General features: G+C 60.3%; 16 protein-coding genes. 9 read left to right on the forward strand and 7 right to left on the reverse strand.

What is annotated here, in order from left to right; genetic code table 11:
• Nucleotides 1-80 precede the first annotated feature (80 nt).
• Nucleotides 81-1,376 carry a serine hydroxymethyltransferase gene (gene glyA / locus IU397_RS12545; RefSeq protein WP_204414014.1) on the reverse strand — a complete coding sequence of 432 codons (1,296 nt, stop codon included), beginning with the start codon at nucleotides 1,374-1,376 and terminating at the stop codon, nucleotides 81-83.
• Between the two features lie 154 nt (nucleotides 1,377-1,530).
• On the opposite strand from glyA, the gene IU397_RS12550 reads away from it, so the two are divergent.
• The 6 genes from IU397_RS12550 to IU397_RS12575 all read left to right on the forward strand — a co-directional run bounded on the left by IU397_RS12550 (nucleotide 1,531) and on the right by IU397_RS12575 (nucleotide 3,975).
• On the forward strand, nucleotides 1,531-2,289 hold the full coding sequence (locus IU397_RS12550; RefSeq protein ID WP_204414016.1) for an NAD kinase: 759 nt from the start codon (nucleotides 1,531-1,533) through the stop codon (nucleotides 2,287-2,289).
• Between the two features lie 193 nt (nucleotides 2,290-2,482).
• Nucleotides 2,483-2,773 carry a response regulator transcription factor gene (locus tag IU397_RS12555; RefSeq protein ID WP_204414166.1) on the forward strand — a complete coding sequence of 97 codons (291 nt, stop codon included), beginning with the start codon at nucleotides 2,483-2,485 and terminating at the stop codon, nucleotides 2,771-2,773.
• Nucleotides 2,737-2,838: a winged helix-turn-helix domain-containing protein gene (locus tag IU397_RS23900; RefSeq protein ID WP_204414018.1), complete on the forward strand. Its 102-nt coding sequence runs from the start codon at nucleotides 2,737-2,739 to the stop codon at nucleotides 2,836-2,838. Before IU397_RS12555 ends, IU397_RS23900 begins: the two co-directional genes overlap by 37 nt.
• 182 nt (nucleotides 2,839-3,020) lie before the next feature.
• Nucleotides 3,021-3,212 carry a hypothetical protein gene (locus IU397_RS12565; RefSeq protein WP_204414020.1) on the forward strand — a complete coding sequence of 64 codons (192 nt, stop codon included), beginning with the start codon at nucleotides 3,021-3,023 and terminating at the stop codon, nucleotides 3,210-3,212.
• A gap of 79 nt (nucleotides 3,213-3,291) precedes the next feature.
• On the forward strand, nucleotides 3,292-3,504 hold the full coding sequence (locus IU397_RS12570) for a hypothetical protein (protein ID WP_204414021.1): 213 nt from the start codon (nucleotides 3,292-3,294) through the stop codon (nucleotides 3,502-3,504).
• Between the two features lie 6 nt (nucleotides 3,505-3,510).
• Nucleotides 3,511-3,975 (forward strand): N-acetyltransferase, encoded by a 465-nt coding sequence (locus tag IU397_RS12575; RefSeq protein ID WP_204414022.1) that lies wholly within the window; start codon nucleotides 3,511-3,513, stop codon nucleotides 3,973-3,975.
• Here IU397_RS12575 and IU397_RS12580 read toward each other — a convergent pair.
• Nucleotides 3,972-5,615: a sulfatase-like hydrolase/transferase gene (locus IU397_RS12580; protein WP_204414023.1), complete on the reverse strand. Its 1,644-nt coding sequence runs from the start codon at nucleotides 5,613-5,615 to the stop codon at nucleotides 3,972-3,974. The genes IU397_RS12575 and IU397_RS12580 overlap by 4 nt on opposite strands.
• A 150-nt stretch (nucleotides 5,616-5,765) precedes the next feature.
• Between IU397_RS12580 and IU397_RS12585 the strand changes: the two genes are divergently transcribed.
• The 3 genes from IU397_RS12585 to IU397_RS12595 all read left to right on the forward strand — a co-directional run bounded on the left by IU397_RS12585 (nucleotide 5,766) and on the right by IU397_RS12595 (nucleotide 9,627).
• Nucleotides 5,766-6,272: a fasciclin domain-containing protein gene (locus tag IU397_RS12585; protein WP_204414024.1), complete on the forward strand. Its 507-nt coding sequence runs from the start codon at nucleotides 5,766-5,768 to the stop codon at nucleotides 6,270-6,272.
• Between the two features lie 262 nt (nucleotides 6,273-6,534).
• Nucleotides 6,535-7,335, forward strand: a complete 801-nt coding sequence (locus IU397_RS12590) for an ABC transporter substrate-binding protein (RefSeq protein WP_204414025.1) — start codon at nucleotides 6,535-6,537, stop codon at nucleotides 7,333-7,335.
• A 36-nt stretch (nucleotides 7,336-7,371) separates the two neighbouring features.
• Nucleotides 7,372-9,627, forward strand: coding sequence for an ATP-binding protein (locus IU397_RS12595; RefSeq protein WP_204414026.1), 2,256 nt, complete (start codon nucleotides 7,372-7,374; stop codon nucleotides 9,625-9,627).
• Between the two features lie 178 nt (nucleotides 9,628-9,805).
• Here IU397_RS12595 and IU397_RS12600 read toward each other — a convergent pair whose 3' ends face one another.
• From IU397_RS12600 to IU397_RS12620, 5 genes are all read right to left on the reverse strand, one after another.
• A complete protein-coding gene (locus tag IU397_RS12600; RefSeq protein WP_204414027.1) occupies nucleotides 9,806-11,305 on the reverse strand; it encodes a peroxidase family protein in 1,500 nt (499 codons plus the stop codon).
• 275 nt (nucleotides 11,306-11,580) lie between these two features.
• A complete protein-coding gene (locus IU397_RS12605) occupies nucleotides 11,581-13,779 on the reverse strand; it encodes a hypothetical protein (protein WP_204414028.1) in 2,199 nt (732 codons plus the stop codon).
• A 50-nt stretch (nucleotides 13,780-13,829) separates the two neighbouring features.
• Entirely contained in the window at nucleotides 13,830-15,032 is a 1,203-nt protein-coding gene (locus tag IU397_RS12610; RefSeq protein WP_204414036.1) for a phosphatase PAP2 family protein, read from the reverse strand.
• A 25-nt stretch (nucleotides 15,033-15,057) separates the two neighbouring features.
• Nucleotides 15,058-16,653: a tetratricopeptide repeat protein gene (locus IU397_RS12615; protein ID WP_204414038.1), complete on the reverse strand. Its 1,596-nt coding sequence runs from the start codon at nucleotides 16,651-16,653 to the stop codon at nucleotides 15,058-15,060.
• A 167-nt stretch (nucleotides 16,654-16,820) separates the two neighbouring features.
• Nucleotides 16,821-18,179: a cytochrome-c peroxidase gene (locus IU397_RS12620; protein ID WP_370541678.1), complete on the reverse strand. Its 1,359-nt coding sequence runs from the start codon at nucleotides 18,177-18,179 to the stop codon at nucleotides 16,821-16,823.
• Between the last annotated feature and the right edge of the window lie 3 nt (nucleotides 18,180-18,182).

The raw sequence follows: 18,182 nt of genomic DNA on the forward strand, positions 1-18,182 counted from the left end.
GTGGGATGCCCCGCACGACCGTTTCGACGATCCGCTACCGTAATTGGGAGGTGGGCGTCGAACGCCCACCGTCGCCTGACCTAGAGATCTGCGTAGATCGGGAAGTTGGCGCACAGGGCCAGAACCTCGTCGCGGACCTTTGCCTCGACCACCGCGTTGCCGTCTTCGCCATTGGCGGCGAGGCCGTCGACAACTTCGACGATCCACTGGGCGATCTGGGTAAACTCTGCCTCGGCAAAGCCACGGGTCGTGCCAGCCGGGCTGCCCAGGCGAACGCCGCTGGTCACCATGGGCTTTTCCGTGTCGAAGGGGATGCCGTTCTTGTTGCAGGTGATGTGGGCGCGGCCGAGCGCCCGCTCCGTCGCATTGCCTTTGACCCCTTTGGGGCGCAGGTCGACCAGCAAAACATGGCTGTCCGTGCCACCTGTGACGATGTCGAGCCCGCCTGCCATCAGACCGGCCCCCATGGCCTGGGCATTCTTGATGACCTGCTGCTGGTATGTTTTGAATTCGGGGCGCAGCGCCTCCCCAAAGGCCACGGCCTTGGCCGCGATGACATGCATCAATGGCCCACCCTGGAGGCCGGGGAAAATGGCGGAGTTGAACTTTTTCGCCATCGCCTCGTCATCGGTCAGGATCATGCCGCCACGCGGGCCGCGCAGGGTTTTATGCGTGGTCGTGGTCACGGCGTGGCAATGGGGGAAGGGCGAGGGGTAGACGCCTGCCGCGATCAGACCTGCGAAATGCGCCACATCCGCCAGCAGGTAGGCCCCGACGCTGTCCGCAATCTCGCGGAATTTGGCAAAATCGATCTGGCGTGGGATGGCGGAGCCCCCGGCGATGATCATCTGCGGTTTATGCTCTGCCGCGAGTGCTGCCAGCTGATCGTAATCGATATCCAGCGTGTCGGGCCTGACGCCGTATTGCACGGCGTTAAACCACTTGCCCGACTGGTTGGGCTTGGCCCCGTGGGTGAGGTGGCCACCGGCATCCAGGCTCATGCCGAGGATCGTGTCGCCCGGTTTCAACAGCGCCAGGAACACGCCCTGGTTCGCCTGGCTCCCGGAATTGGGCTGAACATTGGCAAAGTCGCACCCGAACAGTTGCTTGGCTCGGTCGATCGCCAATTGCTCTGCAATATCCACGTATTGGCAGCCGCCATAGTAGCGACGACCGGGATATCCCTCGGCATATTTGTTGGTCATGACGCCGCCTTGGGCTTCCATCACCGCTTGGCTGACGATGTTTTCCGACGCGATCAATTCGATCTCGTCCCGCTGACGGCCAAGCTCCTTGTCCATGGCTGCGGCGATCTCGGGGTCGCGGGCGGCAAGGCTTTGAGTGAAAAATCCATCGTCGCGGTGCGGGGCGTTCATGGGTCGGTTCCTCCTGATCGGCAACATATGATGGCAGGCATGTAGCGCAAAACCCCGCCGCGCAAAAGAAAGAAACCCCTGTTCTGGGCCGGTCTTGCCTTCCCGCGGGTGCCGGGCAAAGACTGCTGACACCGAAAGGGTGCGGGGGATTACGATGGGAAACATAGCTTTTATGGCCAGCGAGACGCCCGTGGCCCAGGCGGCGCAACGGACGCTGGGGGCCGCCTATGGGGTCACCGCACCAGAGGAGGCGGAGGTGATCGTTGCCTTGGGTGGCGACGGCTTCATGCTGCAAACGCTCCACGGCACGCAGCATCTGGACATCCCGGTTTATGGAATGAATTGCGGGACCATCGGCTTTTTGATGAACGAATATCGGGAGGAAGGGTTGCCCGACCGCCTGACCGAAGCCGAAGAGGAAGTGATCAATCCCTTGCATATGCATGCCGTGACCGATGACGGGTCAGAACATGAACGGCTGGCCATTAACGAGGTTGCCTTGCTGCGGGCCGGATCGCAGGCGGCAAAACTGCGGATCGCGGTTGATGGCCGGGTGCGGATGCCGGAGCTGGTCTGCGATGGGGCGCTGGTGGCGACGCCTGCGGGATCGACCGCCTATAACTATTCCGCTTATGGCCCGATCGTGCCCATCGGGTCCGATGTGCTGGCGCTGACGGCGATTGCCGCCTTCCGGCCCCGGCGCTGGCGGGGGGCGCTGTTGCCGAAATCGGCGGAGGTGGTGATCGACGTGCTGGAACCCGAAAAGCGCCGCGTCCATGCCGATGCGGATAGCCGCTCTGTCCAGAACGTGCAGCGCGTCACGATCCGAAGTGAGGCCAGCATCGCCCATCGCATCCTGTTCGATCCAGGGCACGGGTTGGAAGAACGGTTGATCAGCGAACAGTTTACCTGAACCAGCGGTCGGACGTTCGGACCATTGCACGCGGCGGTTCCGGGGGCCTACGGTTTGGCCATGGCATCTGTGCTGCGATACATGATGATGGTAATGGCCCTGTGGGCGGCAGCAGCAGTGATCAACCGGTTTGGGACTTGATGTCCCGCAACGCGGCGCGCTCTTGTCGTTGTGTCCCTGACCTTTACCTAGGATGATCGTCCCGGCCCTGGCCACTGCCCTTGTCATCGGTGTCCGGTCGCGCAGGCCCCACACCGCCACCACGGATCCGCACAGCTTTGCCTTTGGACCCGTCACCATCAATGCTGGCCTGCGCATCCTAGCTGATGCCAGCGGCGCCAGGGATCTGACAGAGCGGGACCCGAAATTGCTGAGCTGCTTTCGGGAAAACCCACGCTTTGTACTGACCAAAGACGCGCTTTACGATGCGGGGTGGAGGGCGATTACATGCCCAACAACCGGGCGTTGGATCAGCATATTCTGACGCTGCGCCGCAAGATCGACCCGGACCAGAAACAAGGCACCATAATTGAGAGGGTCCGCGGCTAAGGTGACCGCGTTGCGGCTGATCAGGGGCATCACGTCACCGGAGGGTCCCATGCTCAGACCCGCAACCCTTTTTGCCGCTTTCACCCTCGCCTTGCCACTCTACGCCGATATGGCATCCGACGTGTTTGGCACCCACAATCCCGAAGAACTGGCATTGTGCGGCGCTCTCGAAAGGCTGAAACATGGGAGAGGCGCATCCGATGGAATATACGCTGGGTTATGGCGCGGCCACGGCGGGCGTGCATGCCGAGGCCAAGCGGATATTCGAAGAAGCGGTTGAACAGATGAACAGCGCGCAGGCCATGACAGGGCTGCCCCGGATGGCCGATAACGGGCTGGCCGGGCCCGAAGATCCCGCTGCCGCAGCAGCGTGAGAAAAGCGGGCAGCCGAACTGGGCAGCGAGGTTGCGATGTTCAATTTCGGGCTCGACCTGCTGCGCGGCTGCGGGGGGGGTGAGCAACCTGTTCTGCCTGCGCGCTGGCATTGACGGAACAGGTCTGCATGTGCCGCTGGAATTCTTCACCCTGTTTCGCGTGTTCATGGTCGCGGTCCGTATCTGGGGCGCGTTGGAAGGTAGCCAGCCCATCACCGGAACGCTGGAGATCGGATTCCGGGCTGTGTTGATCGTCGTGACATTGCCGTTTCTGCCGTCTGGTGGGGCTTGACGCCGAATGGCCACGCTTCGATCTCGTCCGGGTGAGTTTCACAAGGATTGCGCGGCCATGCAGATCAACCTGCACAGCCCGGCCCTCGCTGACCTCGGCGCCCGTCTGCACGACCATTTGGCCGCTGCGGGTCAGGCTCTACGGGAAGGTGACTACCGGACAATCCTGTTTTCTATCCGGGAGGAGGATGGCGGCCTGACCACCGGACGTCGTGGGGAGATCTGTCGCAGATCTGTTCATGTGTCACAGCTTTGGGTGGCCGAACAGCACCGGGGCGCGGGCATCGCCAGCCGCCTTTTGGCCCGGGTCGAGGACAGGGCCAGCCAAGAGCAATGCGACCGGATCCATCTGGAAACCCGAAACGAGGCGGCCAGGCGGCTTTATGAAAAACAGGATTACGCCGTGTCTGGCAGCTTGCCGAATTGCGATGGCACCGTGCCGCTTTATTATCTGCACAAACCTTTGCTTTAATCGGATCGGGTGTAGTCCCGGTCGATGGGCCCGCGATAGGCTTGGGTTAATTCCTGCGGAACCTCGGAGCCATCTTTCAGGAACATCAAAATACCCTTTCGGGCAGAGGCGCCGCGACCCGCCACAATCTGGGCATCAGATCGGGTGATCCGTTGGGATTGGCGGCGGCTCCACGTGGCCAGATGGCCATAAAGCCGGTCAATCTGTGCCTGATGGGCCTGACCCTTGGCCAGGTCGTGGAATTCATCCGGATCGGTCTGCAGATCGAACAGCATGGGGCGAAACCCGCCTTCGGCATGGATCAGTTTGTAGCGGCCATCGAACACCATAAAAAGGCGCGCATCGCGCGGCGCCAGCCCCAGCGCCGCGCAAGCCCCCGTGGCGGAAAAGTCGTATTCACTGATGGCAAAGGGCCGATCCGTCACCGGCAGAGCGTGCAGATAGGGCAACAGACTGCGACCTTCCACGATATGGGGCGCCGCCTCGCCGCCCGCGACCTGTATGAATGTGGGGGCAAGATCTATCGCCTCGACCAATGCGGCGCAGGTGGTGCCCCGTGTGGCATTCGCCTCCGCCCGCGGGTCGTAGATGACCAGCGGCACCTTCACCGATGGCTCGTGGAACAGATCCTTTTCGCCCAGCCAGTGATCTCCCAGATAATCGCCGTGGTCCGAGGTCAGGACGATCATCGTATCGGCCATCCGGCCCGTCTGCTCCAGATGATCCAGCAATCGGCCCAGCTGATCATCGCATTGCTTTATCAGGCCCATATAGGCGGGGATGACCTTGTCACGCACCGCATCTTGCTGAAAGGCCCGGGCCACTGCGCCGTCCATATAGGCGCGATAGACGGGATGCGGATCCTCGCGTTCAATCTCGTGGCGCTTGGCAGCCGGAACATGGGTGCGGTCATACATCGCGTGATAGGGGGCGGGTACGATATAGGGCCAGTGCGGCTTGATATAGCTGACATGGGCGCACCACGGCCCCTCGGCCTGATCGATGAACCGGATCGCTTCGCCTGTCAGCCACGGTGTCTCGCTATCCTCCTCGCGGATATTGGCGGGGTGGTCGGCATTGTCGAACATCCAGCCTGAGCGTTTTTGTCCGTCCTGAACCCCGGCATTGGCATAGTCGGCCCAGGGGTTCGTGCCACCATAACCGCGGGATTTCAGATAGGCGTTATAGGGGGATGGCTTGGGATCATAGAGTCCGTCCGGGCCCTCTGCCCAAAGCCCGTCATCGCGGGTCCAGACATCGAACCCGCATTCGGCCTGCCGCGCGCCGATCACGCTGTCGGGTGTCAGGCCAAGCCGCGCCATCCCGTCGGCATCGGCATTCATATGGGTCTTGCCGATCAGCCAGCACGCCATCCCGGCACGGCGCAGGTGATCGCCCAACGTCGGCTCACCCACCCGCAAAGGAAAGTTGTTAAACGCAGCCCCGTGGGAGGAGACATAGCGCCCGGTATAGATGCTCATCCGGCTGGGGCCACAGATCGGCGATTGCACATAGGCATTCGTGAACCGCACCCCCCTTGCGGCCACCCTGTCAAAGTTGGGTGTGTGCAGATGGGGGTGGCCCGCGCAACTCAGATAATCAAAACGCAATTGATCATACATGATGAAAAGAATGTTCATCGCAAATCCCCCTTGGCCCAATTGTGGCAGAGGGGGGCGGCGCGGGCCAGCGCCGTCTTTTTCGCCTATCCGCTGAAACCTTTGGCCGCAGCCGCCGTCAAAGGGGCAGGTCGGGCCATTGGTACCCCGATCGATCCAAAGGTGAGAGTTATGACCCGTTTCACTCTGCCTGCCGCTGTCTTTATGACCGTATTGGCGCTGCCCGGCTTTGCCGATGATTACGCCATACCGAACCCAGAGGTCGGGGGGGCAGCGATGCCGGGTGATCGGAACATCATCGAAAACGCGGTGAATTCTGCCGATCACACCATGCTTGTGGCGGCGGTCAAGGCCGCAGGGTTGGTCGAAACGCTGTCGGGCGCCGGGCCAATTACCGTCTTTGCTCCGGTCAATGCCGCCTTTGACGCGCTGCCCGATGGCACGGTCGAAAGCCTGTTGAAGCCAGCGAACAAGGACCAGTTGACCAAGGTCCTGACTTGCCATGTCGTGGCAGCCGATGCGATGGCCGCCGCGACCAAGGGGATGATCGACGATGATGGCGATCTGATCATGGTCACGGATGAGATGGGCAATGTCGCCACGGTCACCATCGCCGATATGAATCAGTCAAATGGCGTGATCCACATGATCAATACGGTTCTGCTGCCCAAAGGCTGATCAGATCCGCGCCGCGTGATTTTCCTCACAGAAAAGGGCCTGGACAGTGACAATGCGCCTGGGCCTGTTACCTTTCACCGGCCTTTGGGTTTGGCTGTTTTCCAACGGCGCTTTACAGCCATAAATCCATAAAGATACTTTAGGTTTTGAGAATAAATAGCCGCTTTATTCTGCAGCATTTGAAAATCCATTCGGTATTTCGCGTTTTCTTATGGTAGTCGAACACTGTATGGATGATGTAGCAGTGGTAGGAGGTTTTGCGATGGACGCTCCCTGGTTACTTCATGAGACCGAACATGTCTTTGCATCCGCAATGCGGCGGACCGGTTTGGCAATGGCTGGCACAATCGTCGCGTTATTCGGTTGGGCCGGGGCTGGTTATGCCGAAACCAAGCTGACGGTTGTGGCCGATGAATGGCCCCCCTTTTCCGGCAAGACGCTCAAGAATGGTGGCATCTCGCTTGACGTGATCTCTGCTGTTCTGATCCGGGCCGGATACGATGTCAGCACAGAGGTGCTACCATGGGCCCGCATCATGGATGGCTCGCGCAAGGGCGAATATGACATTGTCGGCAGTCTTTTCTTTGATGAAGAGATTGCAACCTACATGACCTATGGGGAGCCTTTCTTTAGCACCGATATCAAGTTCGTGCGCAAGAAAGGCGCAGCCCATACCGTCTCCGACTTGGACAGTCTGCGGCCCTATACGATCGCCGTGGGGGACGGATTTTTGTACGAAGAAAACTTTGACCGCGCCGATTTCCTGCAAAAGGTGGTGGTCACCACAACCCTGCAAGCCGTGCAAATGGTGGCCTATGACCGTGTGGACCTGACACTGGATAGTGAAGATGTGGTTAAATACGCGGTCCAATTTGGCGATCCTTCCCTGGCCGACCGGATCGAGGTTATGCCCAACATCCTGACCAGCCACGATATCCACATGGCCGTCCGCAACACATTGCCGGAAAAGGACAAGGTCATTGCAGACTTCAATAATGCCTTGGCTGACATGCGGGCGGATGGATCTTTGGCCGCCGTGCTGAGCGCCCATGATATCGACTGACCCGGTGCGATACCGACCCGCTTTTGGACGATACCCTTGAGGTATCTGCGCAATCGCCTTGGGCGCCGTATCGTTGGGTTGATGGTCCTTGCATCGGCCCTGCTTTCCATTTTGGCGGCCTGCTTTCAGCTTTACAACAGCTACCAGCGTGATCTGGCCCGGGTGATGGATGAGTTCAGCATCATCGATAACAGTTTCCGCAGCGGGTTGGAGAATGCCCTTTGGCAGTTCAATTTTGCGCAGGTCGATGTTCTGATCGACGGGATCTTTGCGCAGGCCGATGTGATCAATGTCGATTTGCAAGCGGCCACGGGCCAGCGCTTTGAACGCGGCAGCGAGGCGCAGCAAAGGACGCTCGACCAGGTCTTTACCCTCGTCTATCGCGGAGAGGGTGGTCGTTTGAGCGAAGTGGGCCAACTCACCGTCGGCGTCTCATTGGCAAAGATCCGAGGCCGGTTATGGGCCCAGGCCATTGCCCTGGTCGCGTCGAATTTTGTCAAAACCTTTGCCGCGTCCCTGATCATGCTGGCCATCTTTGATCGCATGGTGTCGCGGCATCTGCGGTCTTTGTCAGAGCAGTTGGGGGGGCCCAACTGGCTGGCCGGGCCGGATGCGATCAGTTTGCCCCGGTCGCGGCAGTCAGAGGGGGATGAGTTGGATCTGATCGTGGCGGCCTTGAATGACAGTGGCCGACGCGCTTGGCATGCCAAGCAGATTGCGGCCTCCGCTTCCCACCGATTCGAGACTGTGTTGAACGTGGCGACCAGCGGGATCGTCGCCTTGGATGAAACCGGCATGGTTTTGTTCGTCAACCCGCGGGCGCGCCACATGCTGGGCGGGGTTTCCGATATAACGCCGTTTCCCTGGCCGGAGGAGATCAATTTTCTGGATGCAGAAAGCCTGACCCCGTTGGAGGCCAGCGCCAACCCGTTGAACCGCTCGCTTTGCGGCAACAATTTGCGGAACGAAACCCATCTGCTGAACCGTATCCTGCCGGGGGTCAATCGCCGCTACATCCGCGTTGACAGTGTGCGGCTGGAGGATGACCCGGACGGCATCGCTACCGTCATGATGATCGATGACGTGTCAGAGCAGGAGCGCAATCGCCAGGTCATAGACCGCAAGAGCCGGCTGGACGCTTTGGGTCAGCTCACCGGTGGAATTGCGCATGATTTCAATAACTTACTTGCCTCGATCCTCTATGCCATCAACCTTGCCCAAAAGGCGAACAATCCGGTCCGGCGGGACGAATTGCTGGATGTCGCGATGAAGTCGGTGGATCGGGGGCGCGACCTGACCTCCCGCTTGCTGGCCTTTGCCAAGCGCCAGCCGGGCATGGCCAATTCGCGCCCCGTACAGGAAGTCTTTCAGGATTTCGAACGGTTGGTGTCGCCGATGCTGGAGGCCCAGATCTCGATCAAAACCCAGACCGAGGATGACAAGCTGCAGATCTATTGCGACCATGCCCAGCTGGAAACGGCCCTGATGAACTTGGTATTGAACAGCCGCGATGCCATCATCCGGGCGGGCAAGGGCAATGTCATCACCTTGCATGCCCGGCCGGTCCTGTCGGTCAACAAGGAGTTGGACAACCGGCAGGTGGGCGTTGGCGGGGACGGGCTGTCCTACCGCTATGTGGAGCTGTCGCTTGTTGATAACGGCCCCGGCATGGACAAGGAAACCTTGGCCCGCGCCACCGATCCATTCTTTACCACCAAAGATAGCAGTTCCGGCACCGGGCTGGGTCTGTCGATGGTCTACGGCTTTGTGCAACAGGCCGATGGCGACCTTCGGATTTATTCAGAGCCTGGCCTGGGCACCACGGTTCAATTGACCCTTCCGCGGGGCACCTTTGCCGGCCCGCGCGAAGAGGCGATGCCGCAAAGCGATCCGGTATTGGGGCACGGGCAGGTGGTTCTGGTGGTCGAGGATGAGACCGATCTGTTGATCATGCTGGAATCCGCGATCGGGGATCTGGGATACGGTGTTTTGGTCGCCACATCGGGGCAGGCCGCCCTGGATCTGGTGAATGGCGGGGCGCATTTTGATCTGCTGCTGACGGATGTCGTGATGCCGGGCAAGATCGGCGGCTTTGAACTGGCGCGCCTGGTGCGGGCCAAGCTGCCGGATATGCCGGTCATCTATTCCTCGGGCTATGTCGGATTTACCGCGGACGAGATGGGGGCGGTGCAGGCCCCGCTGCTGCACAAGCCTGCCACCCTGGGCGAGCTGGCCGATGCCATTTCCGACGCGCTTGCCGGTGCAACATCCGACGCCGATGCGATGAGTTGAGTTGAACGCCAACGGATCGTCGTTTGGTTCCCTGACTTCCAGGTGCGCTTTGGTGTCGATGCCAGGAATTTTGCCATCAAAAGAGCGCTGATTTTGATCTGTCCCCGCGGGGACAGTTGAAATCAAATGCTTTTTCGGGGTACCGCGCCGCCGTAAAGTGACTGGTCAGAGCCTCGCTCTAGACGCCGGTGAACACCCCGTTCGAGATGGAGCCGCCCGGGGGCAGATCATTGCCGATGACACCGGCCACCTGGAAAAGGCCCGCGAAACTGATGACCGCCTGTTGGCCGACCGGCATCCGCTCCGGTGTCCAGACGCCTGCCTGATCCGATGGCGCATGCCAGAAACTGTCGGGATCGCTAATCAGCAGACCGATCACGGTCTCTGCCAAAAGGCGCGTGCCCAACGTGCCCAGATGCTCACCACCATGGCGGATCTCGGCCTCTTTCAGCAGGTAGAACCACAAGGGCGTTCGGTCCACAAAACCGTGGCGACGCATGATGTGGCCCGTCTCTCCGGATCCGATCTCCTTCACCGAAAGGGGCCGCAGGGGCGGATGGGTTTCGTGGAGGCTGTCATGCTGGGTCAGGGCCGCCAACACGCCCTGGGCCGTCGGCATGCTGAGCCGGTATCCGGCATTGAGCATCCGCGCGGCCAGGTTGGGTGGCAGGTTGCCATCGGCCGCCGGGAGCCATCCCAATGTGTGGGCCAGGCCGGTATCGAACCGCCGGGCTGCCCGGTCGGGATAGGCGGCTGGCGGAGCGATTAACCTGTCCCAATCGACGGCGATGGCGTCGGTCGGGGACAGATCGGACAGGCCCAGCAGATCTTCGAGGCGGGCGCCTTGGCGGGCATCCTCCGCGCCTGGGCGGCCGAACTGGGTGTTAAGATCATAGGCCGCGCGCAGCATGGTGTGCGGCAGGCCGGTGACGGCAAAGGCGAATTCGATCGGCACGGGAAAGCCATCGCTGAGCATACTGTTGCGGGTGTAGAACGCTCGGTAGAGTGGCGCGCGGGACGAATGCACCCAAGACAGCGTGATCGGGTCGCAAATCGCCGGCAGATAATCATTCACGATCAGCCATTGCCAGGTCCAGCAGACGCGGCGGCGGGCCTCTGCATGGCGTTCATCGGGGTCGGCGTAGCAGTCGGGCAAGGCCGTTGCCACCGCGTTGTGAAAGGCCAGAAGGACCGAAACCAGATTGCGCAACAGCAGGCTGGACGCGTTGCGGGCATCGCCCAGGGGGGATGCGCTGTCGGGCAAGGGCGTCAGGCACATCAAGGCGGGATCGGTCGGGTCGCGCAAGGCTCGTGCGCCTTCTGACCCCAAGGCGTCGCCATAGACGCTTTCCAGATGCAGTCCACCCGAGCGTCCATTCTTGATCACGGCGGTGACCGTGTCGCGTTCCAGGGGGATAAGGTCAGAGGCGTTCAGGCACAGGGCGGGCTGGCCATCGCCCAGGGGGTCACCATCGGTCCGTGGCGCGACCAGATCATGGCTGAGCAATTGGCCGATATAGCTGTAAAGCGGGGCGATGTCGTTGTTCTGCGCGGGTTCATCGCCGCCCATTCCGACAGGGGGATCGATCATTCCGTTTGCGAGATCCGCCAAGGCCGAGATCAATCCCAGGCGCTGGTCCATCGCAACATCGGGGAAGAAGTAGTCAAAGGAACTCATCGTTACATCACCAAACGATCCTATCAATCCGGATCGCGTTGGCAGATGACCCCGGTCATCCGCATCTGAGAGAAACATTCGGGCAAAACCTCACCTCTAGTCACACCGTATACTGTGCCGTTGGGGCACTGCATGGTCCGAGCGAAGCAGATGTGGAGTTACCCTATCGTGAGCCAATCGTGAAAGTTCACCAGGTATTAGCGGTAGAATTGTGGGGGCGGGGCCGGCAGGCTGAAACATGCCTGAACCGTCGGGCCCGATGACCCACGGAATGCTCAACGCGGATCCCGCCGTGTGCCGCGATGCCAGGCGGGTTGGGGCAGGGCCTGCGTGCCCAATTGCTCCACCGGTCCGGCGACTTGCACGGTTTGGGGCAGGGGCAGTCCGAGCTTGCCCAGCACCAGGTAACGGGCCATTTGGGGGGCGGCCACGCTGGTGCCGTTCAGGACCGAGACGGAGCCACTGCGCGTGCCCGATCCCAGGGTGCCCGACAGCACGCGGCTGGTATCTGACTGCGCGGAAGCGCAGGGGTAGCGCATGCGGTGGTTGGCGCCGTTCGTGCTTTTGTCGGCCGCCCCGGCATAAAGCGCGGCATGGGCGGCGGGTGGACCCATATAGCCGCCGATAATCCGGGTCTTTTGCCCCGTCGCCATGCCGTTGAGCGCGCCGTAGCGTTTGACGACGCAGTTGGGATCATCGGTCAGTTTGACATCGCCTTGCTGATCGGGGCCGTCGAACCGCCGATAATCCGGATCATCGAAATAAGACGGACGGCCAGGGCGTTTGTATCCAATCGGCTCATCATCGCGCTGGATCCAGGCTTCGATCTTTTGACCGGCTTCAGGGAGTTTGGCGGTCACTGTGATGGTCCAGATCCCCGATGGTGCGACGGGACGGGTGGAGGGATAGGGCAGCTGCGTGGGGACAATGGCCAGCAGCACCCGCTTTTTCGGCTGGGTGCCGGAGGGCATCCTACCCCGCTGACGGTCGATGGTGGCGCGGGCGATCACGCAATTTGGATTGGTCTGCCCATCGGGATGGAGGACCAGGCCGGTTTGGAAATTGAGATCTTTCAGCTGAACTTTCGGCCCGTCAGGCAACGCGACCCAGACTTTCACGTTCTTGGCCGCGCGCGGCATCCAGATTTCCAGGAAATTTGCTGTAACATCAGAGGGCTGGACCCGCCATGGCAGATCAATCGTCACTTCCGCATTTTTTGCATCGGCGCATTTTTCCGCATGGGCCCGGTCCAGGAAGCGGTTGCCGGTGGGCATGACCAATTCGGCGGTGCAAAAGCGGGGCTGGTTGGGGAACGTGTCCAGCATCCGCTCTTCGTGGGCGCGCAGCAGGGTGTCGATCCCGCGTTCCACGACGCTTTGCCCATTATGGGGCCCGCCGGAAATGCCATAGCTGAAATTGATCACGACCGGGATGGCAAAATCTTCGATCTTGGACATCAGGAAGGCCCGGTCCAGGATGTAGCTGATCCCGGCCAAGGCGAATGGGGCGAGCCAGGCGCCCGATGTGTCCATCGTCACGAGGGCGGGTAGTTGCACGGCGAGGATCCGAGCATTTTCGCGATTGTCCTGCGGGTCGAACCCCGCGGCGAGATCGGCGACATGGGTTCCGTGGGACAACATGCGCGACACGGTCTGCTGGCCGGTCCGGGCAAAGTTCACCAGATCGAGCGCCATGAGCCTGTCGCGTTCGGGGATGTCACGGGCCTGGACCTGGAGGTCGAGTTGGTCGCGGGTATATTCGCGGCCAAAGGCGACGGTGCTTTTGGGCTGTGCCTTGCCGTCCATGACCCAACCGAAATCGACCCGGCTGTGCCAATGCGCCCCGTGTTGGCACGAAAACCGGTCATTGATCAGGTTGATGCCATCATCGACGATCCCGATGATGGCGCTGCAGCCTGGTTTCAGCTTGGGATAATTACCGGAGACATAGTTGGGGTCAGTGAGCTTTGCCTTGCAAATGCTGCTTTCCCGCAGCGGCGCCCGGTATCTAATCTTGTCCCGGACCTTTTTGCGCTGCTGCTCTTTTTTTTCCTGCGCGTCGACCGATTTGGCATCCTGGTCACCCAAATTTGCTGGGGCTTTCCGCCTCGCATTCTCCTTGGTGAGACCGGTTTCCTCTATCGTTGCTTCGGTCTCGGATGTTGGTTCCAGAAAAATTCGGGTTGAAACTGTCTGCGGGGACTCATTTGGAGTGTCCGCCGTTCGGGTCGTGCTTCTTTCTTTAACAACATCGATTGCTTTCTTGGAACGCCCGTTTTCGTCGAGTTTCTCAACCTCGGTCTGAGCATCTGCATAGACGACGATGTCGTATTTAAAGTCGTCCTTGTTGTCCTTCTCCGCCATGGCGGCAAAATCGAAGTCAGCTGCATACCGCAAAGACCACACCGAGTAAGGATCAAAATCGTCTAAGTCCTTGCCACCGGGAGTCTCTGCATTCCAGATGAATTGGCTCATGGCGCACCTTTAAAAAATGAAACGGCTGAAAATATGGGAGGGTGGCCCGCTTATGCCGGCTCTGCATCCTTCCATTCGCCGACGGCCCGGCTCCAAAGCCAATTCAAAAGGGGTGACTTTTGAATGTCTGGAACCGCTTTGTTCGCCTTAACGATTTCGGCGCCGTCCGGCGTTTTGTAGGTTTCGATTTTGCCCTTATCGTAGAAATAGGAGAGGGCGAAATCGGTGTTGCCGATACCGACGCCATCAAAGCTTGCGCCAGTTGTCTTTACGGCCGGACCATTTTTTTTGGTCTTGGCGCCAGCGCGCTGGCATAGGTAGTCGCCCAGGGTCAGTCCCATCACGGCACCGGCATAGGTGTCAGCGGGGAAGTGGACGCCGGCAACATGGCGGTTGATCGCGATGCGGCTGGCCTGCTTGAGCAGCATTTCATTGAGCAGGGGCAGGTTGTTGACCTCGGCCTCCGCCAGCAGGTTGATCAGAACCTTGGCCACGATGAAGGCCTCAACCGCATGGGCCGATGGCAAGGCGCCGTGCCCTGGCGTGGGGATCATCGGCTGGATCTGGGCCGAGAACCGGTCGGGCCGCTTGCAGGCCAGGACCTGCTTGATCTGCATCGCCGTTTTGGCCGCCACGATCTGCGCCAAGCCGACGAATTCCAACGAATACTTGTTCCGTGCAGGATGCAGGGAGGCGATGGTGGCAAAGAATACGGTGGGAAAGCCGACCTGGTTGAGGATCTCGGCCGCCCGGTCACCGCGCAGATCCGCGTAGTTGTAGACCAGCTTGGTCTGCTTGAGGAAATCATCCGCCTCGGGGCGTTTCACATCCGCCAGGGGATGGTATGCGCATTGTGGCGCCTGGGTCGCGGTGCCACCGGTGACGTCCAGATGGAACAGTCCCGCATGTCCGCCATCCGCACCGTAGCCGATCTGGGACAGCACGACCTCTTCCAGGATCAGCCCGCGGACCCAGGGGGCCCATTCTTTCATGTTCTCCGCATTGTTCGGGTCAAAAGGTGGAGCAGGCTGCGCGGGCGGGTCGTAGCTGCCCACAATCCCGTCTCGCGCGATGATCATGGCCCCGGCAAGCCCACCGGAATAGCTGCCGGCGCGGCCGCCGTCGCCACCGCCAACGCCGCCTACTCCGCCGACACCTCCCACGCCGCCAACGCCGCCGACGCCCCCGACACCGCCAACGCCTCCTACTCCGCCAACGCCTCCTACTCCGCCAACACCACCATCAATCGACATCGAACTATCCTTTTATTTAAATTGCTTAAGCGGGAATGCCCGCTTCTTTCAATGCGATCGCCCAAGAGCGACCCGATTCAAAAAATGCAGCCGGATGCTGCGACAGATAACTGCTTACGGTCAATGTTGGTTCGGCCCGCAAAAGCTCGTCTGCGGATTGACGTGCCTCTTCCATGCGACCCAACCGGTGCAGGGCCACGGTTCGTGCACGCATGGTCGATGTGTGCCGACGGTTTGCCCGCAAAGAGCGGTTGGCCATTTCCAAGGCCTGCTCATTGTCATTGTTCGATAAGGCCGCTGCCGCAGACAGGGCGTCGAAGAAATACCGGTGCGGATCTAACGGAGAGAGAGCCCGAGCCCGCGTGGTATGTGCGACCGCCTTTTCGCCTTGGTCTGTGAAGGCGTGGAGCGTGCCTTTCAGCAGCCAGGCCAGGGCATTGTTCGGATCGATCTCAATCGCATCGGCGTAGCGGTCCATGGCGACATCGAAGCGCTTGAGCAGGTTGTTGTTCACGAAGCCGTCGATGGACATCGAAAAGGAGCATTCGGGGTTCAGATCCAACGCCTTGCGTGTGAAATCGCTGGCGATCCGGGAGTCCAGGTCCAGGTTGCGGGACCACCCTTGCACCACGCTGAGAATATACCACTTGCCCATCCAGGCATGGACGATGGAGCTTTTGGGCACGCGCGAGATGACCTCTTCGATACAGGTTTTCGCGCGTGCGAAACTTGCCACGCTTTGGCGATGCATCTGGGTGATGCCCGACATCAGCAACGTGTGGGTTTCGACATGGGGAATGGGGCGGGTCTTGGCCAGTTCGACAGAGTGGTGCATGACCTCATTGCCGATCTCGGTGGCAAGCGAATAGATCACCTCCTCATCGCCTTGCAGGAAGGCGCGCTGGGAGCCGCGCAGATCGCGGGTGCAGTTAATCTTGCCCGTCCGCGCCTCAACAATATCGGCGTTCAACAGGATCGCGTCGGAATCGGTGCGATAGTTCCCACAGACGATGTAATCGGCGTTCAAGGCCGCCCGGATATCTTGCAAGCCAACCGTCCGCGCATCGAGGTTGCGACAGCTCAGATGGGAGATAACGTCGAACATATGCGACCGCGATAGGGTGCGAGACAGCTCTTCCGAGATCATGTCGCCCAGCTGGCCCGTCCCGTCATAGCCCCGGGCCGTAGTGAAAGGCAGGATCGCCAGGGTCGGTTGGAGCGAGTCGACCGGGTGGAGCTTGATCTTTTCCATCGGCTTGGGCTCGGCCCGGGCTGCAGCATTGATGCCGGTCGACGTCGTGTGCTGTTTTTGACGTTCTTCGCGGACCCAATCCTCGAACCCCTCTTCATCGATGTCGATCCCTTCAAGGAATTCGCCATCGCCGGGGCCACCGGTCAGAAGGATCTGGTCCTGATTGATCCTAATCTCGGTATTGTTGACATCGAAAAGAACATTGAAATTGTCGCCCAACAGGCCGCGCAGGTCGGTCAGTGCCCGGCGCAGGCTGGCGCGCCCATGTTCATGGCCAGACCGGCTCCACAACTTATCCTGCAGCCAGGCGCGGGTCCGCGTGCCCTCGGCCGCTGTTACCAACATCGCAACAATGGCCCGCTGTTTCACGGACCGTATCCGAAGCTCGGACCCGTCGTCCCAAGCGGCCGAGAACACCCCAAAAAGGCGCACTCGCAATTTGGTATTCTGGTCCACAGCTTCCACGACACACCTTGTCACTTGTTAACGCAAGATTACCCAAGAATTTCCTTAAGGTAACCCGTTTCACGTTTTATTCACCGATTTTGGACACGCCTATTGATAGATATATCAATGATATCAATGGGATAAACAACATCTACAGGGAGGCCACTTGGTACTGTTTCGGGCACACCAAAGGGTGTTTTCACAGCAGTTTCCCCCGTGAGGCCGTGTAAAAATGAGACTATGGCGTCGATTTCCGCGTGACGCAATGCCAGGGGTTCGATGTCGATTTGAGCGTCCTGCCGGGCCATTTCCAGGCGATCCTGTGTGATCACAAAATCGGTTGCCGAGAGCCATGGCAAGGCCGGCAATTCGGCTTGATCAGGCCGCCATCGCGCCCGGCTGCCGGTGGGGTCCAGGTGATGTTCCACCATCCCGCGCAAGGTTGGATAGGCGCCGTTATGGCCGTAGGGCCCCGTCAGTGCGACATTGCGCAAAGGCGGGGTTCGAAAGCGATAGGCGTCCTCCAGCGTGTCGCTTTCACCCATCCGTCCGACATCGCGCGCATAGGGATCGAACCGCCGGGTCCGGCCGGGCCCGAAGGCAGGCAGCGCGAGGGCGTGGAAGCGCTGATCGGTCAAAAGTGACCCGGAATGACAGCTGGAACAGCCAGCGCGCCCGAAAAACAGCTCCATACCCCGATGCGCTGATGGGGTGAGGGCTGTGCGATCCCCTGCAAGATAGGCATCAAACGGGCTGTCATGATTGCGCCACTCCATGCGGATGAAAGCGCTGAGTGCTTCGGCAATATCGACGATTCCGATGTCTTCGGCGTGATTGATATGTTCAAAAACGCGTGTGAATTCAGCACTGTAGGCCGGTATGCTGCGCACCCGCTTGGAGATGATCGGCCAGGCGGCATCGACGCGGTCATGGACGGCGCCCGCAACCTCGTTCTCCTTTGGATTGCCAGCCATCTCAAACTGCGCGGTGAGGGGGAAGACGGCCTGGGCCGCCACGATATTGGTCAGTCCCTTGGGCAGCCATTCCTCTGCCGGGGAGTTGAAGCCGTTGCCGTACAGATCGCTGATCGAAAGTCGTCCATCATGGAACAGCACATTGACATCTTTATGCCCCAGATTCCAAAGGCTTGGCGCATTACGGGGGATGCGTTTGCGCACCCGGTCAGCGCCGGTGCCGCCGGTGCGGGACGGCCCGACCCCGCTGCCACCTTCACCGATGCCAAGGCTCAGCCCGTCGCCGCCTGCCAGATCGGCGTGATGGCAGGTCCCGCAACTGATATTCTTGTTGCCGCTTAGGATCTTGTCATAGAACAGCAGTTGTCCCAGCTTGGCCTGATCGGGATCGACAGATAGAAAATCGGCATCGGTCAACGGGTGGGGCAGGGGGTCTGCAAGGGCCGCGAAACCCGATGCACAAAGGATGCCTATTCC

It is taken from the genome of Actibacterium sp. 188UL27-1, from assembly GCF_016901225.1.
In the GTDB taxonomy this organism is placed as follows: Bacteria; Pseudomonadota; Alphaproteobacteria; order Rhodobacterales; family Rhodobacteraceae; genus 188UL27-1.

Bases quoted from the DNA above. Each gene is read 5' to 3' on its own strand.
- IU397_RS12575 (WP_204414022.1), top strand. From the start codon at position 3,511: ATGGCCACGCTTCGATCTCGTCCGGGTGAGTTTCACAAGGATTGCGCG.
- IU397_RS12600 (WP_204414027.1), bottom strand. From the start codon at position 11,305: ATGAGTTCCTTTGACTACTTCTTCCCCGATGTTGCGATGGACCAGCGC.
- IU397_RS12585 (WP_204414024.1), top strand. From the start codon at position 5,766: ATGACCCGTTTCACTCTGCCTGCCGCTGTCTTTATGACCGTATTGGCG.
- IU397_RS12580 (WP_204414023.1), bottom strand. From the start codon at position 5,615: ATGAACATTCTTTTCATCATGTATGATCAATTGCGTTTTGATTATCTG.
- IU397_RS12550 (WP_204414016.1), top strand. From the start codon at position 1,531: ATGGGAAACATAGCTTTTATGGCCAGCGAGACGCCCGTGGCCCAGGCG.
- IU397_RS12590 (WP_204414025.1), top strand. From the start codon at position 6,535: ATGGACGCTCCCTGGTTACTTCATGAGACCGAACATGTCTTTGCATCC.
- IU397_RS12605 (WP_204414028.1), bottom strand. From the start codon at position 13,779: ATGAGCCAATTCATCTGGAATGCAGAGACTCCCGGTGGCAAGGACTTA.
- glyA (WP_204414014.1), bottom strand. From the start codon at position 1,376: ATGAACGCCCCGCACCGCGACGATGGATTTTTCACTCAAAGCCTTGCC.
- IU397_RS23900 (WP_204414018.1), top strand. From the start codon at position 2,737: ATGCCCAACAACCGGGCGTTGGATCAGCATATTCTGACGCTGCGCCGC.
- IU397_RS12565 (WP_204414020.1), top strand. From the start codon at position 3,021: ATGGGAGAGGCGCATCCGATGGAATATACGCTGGGTTATGGCGCGGCC.
- IU397_RS12610 (WP_204414036.1), bottom strand. From the start codon at position 15,032: ATGTCGATTGATGGTGGTGTTGGCGGAGTAGGAGGCGTTGGCGGAGTA.
- IU397_RS12555 (WP_204414166.1), top strand. From the start codon at position 2,483: ATGATCGTCCCGGCCCTGGCCACTGCCCTTGTCATCGGTGTCCGGTCG.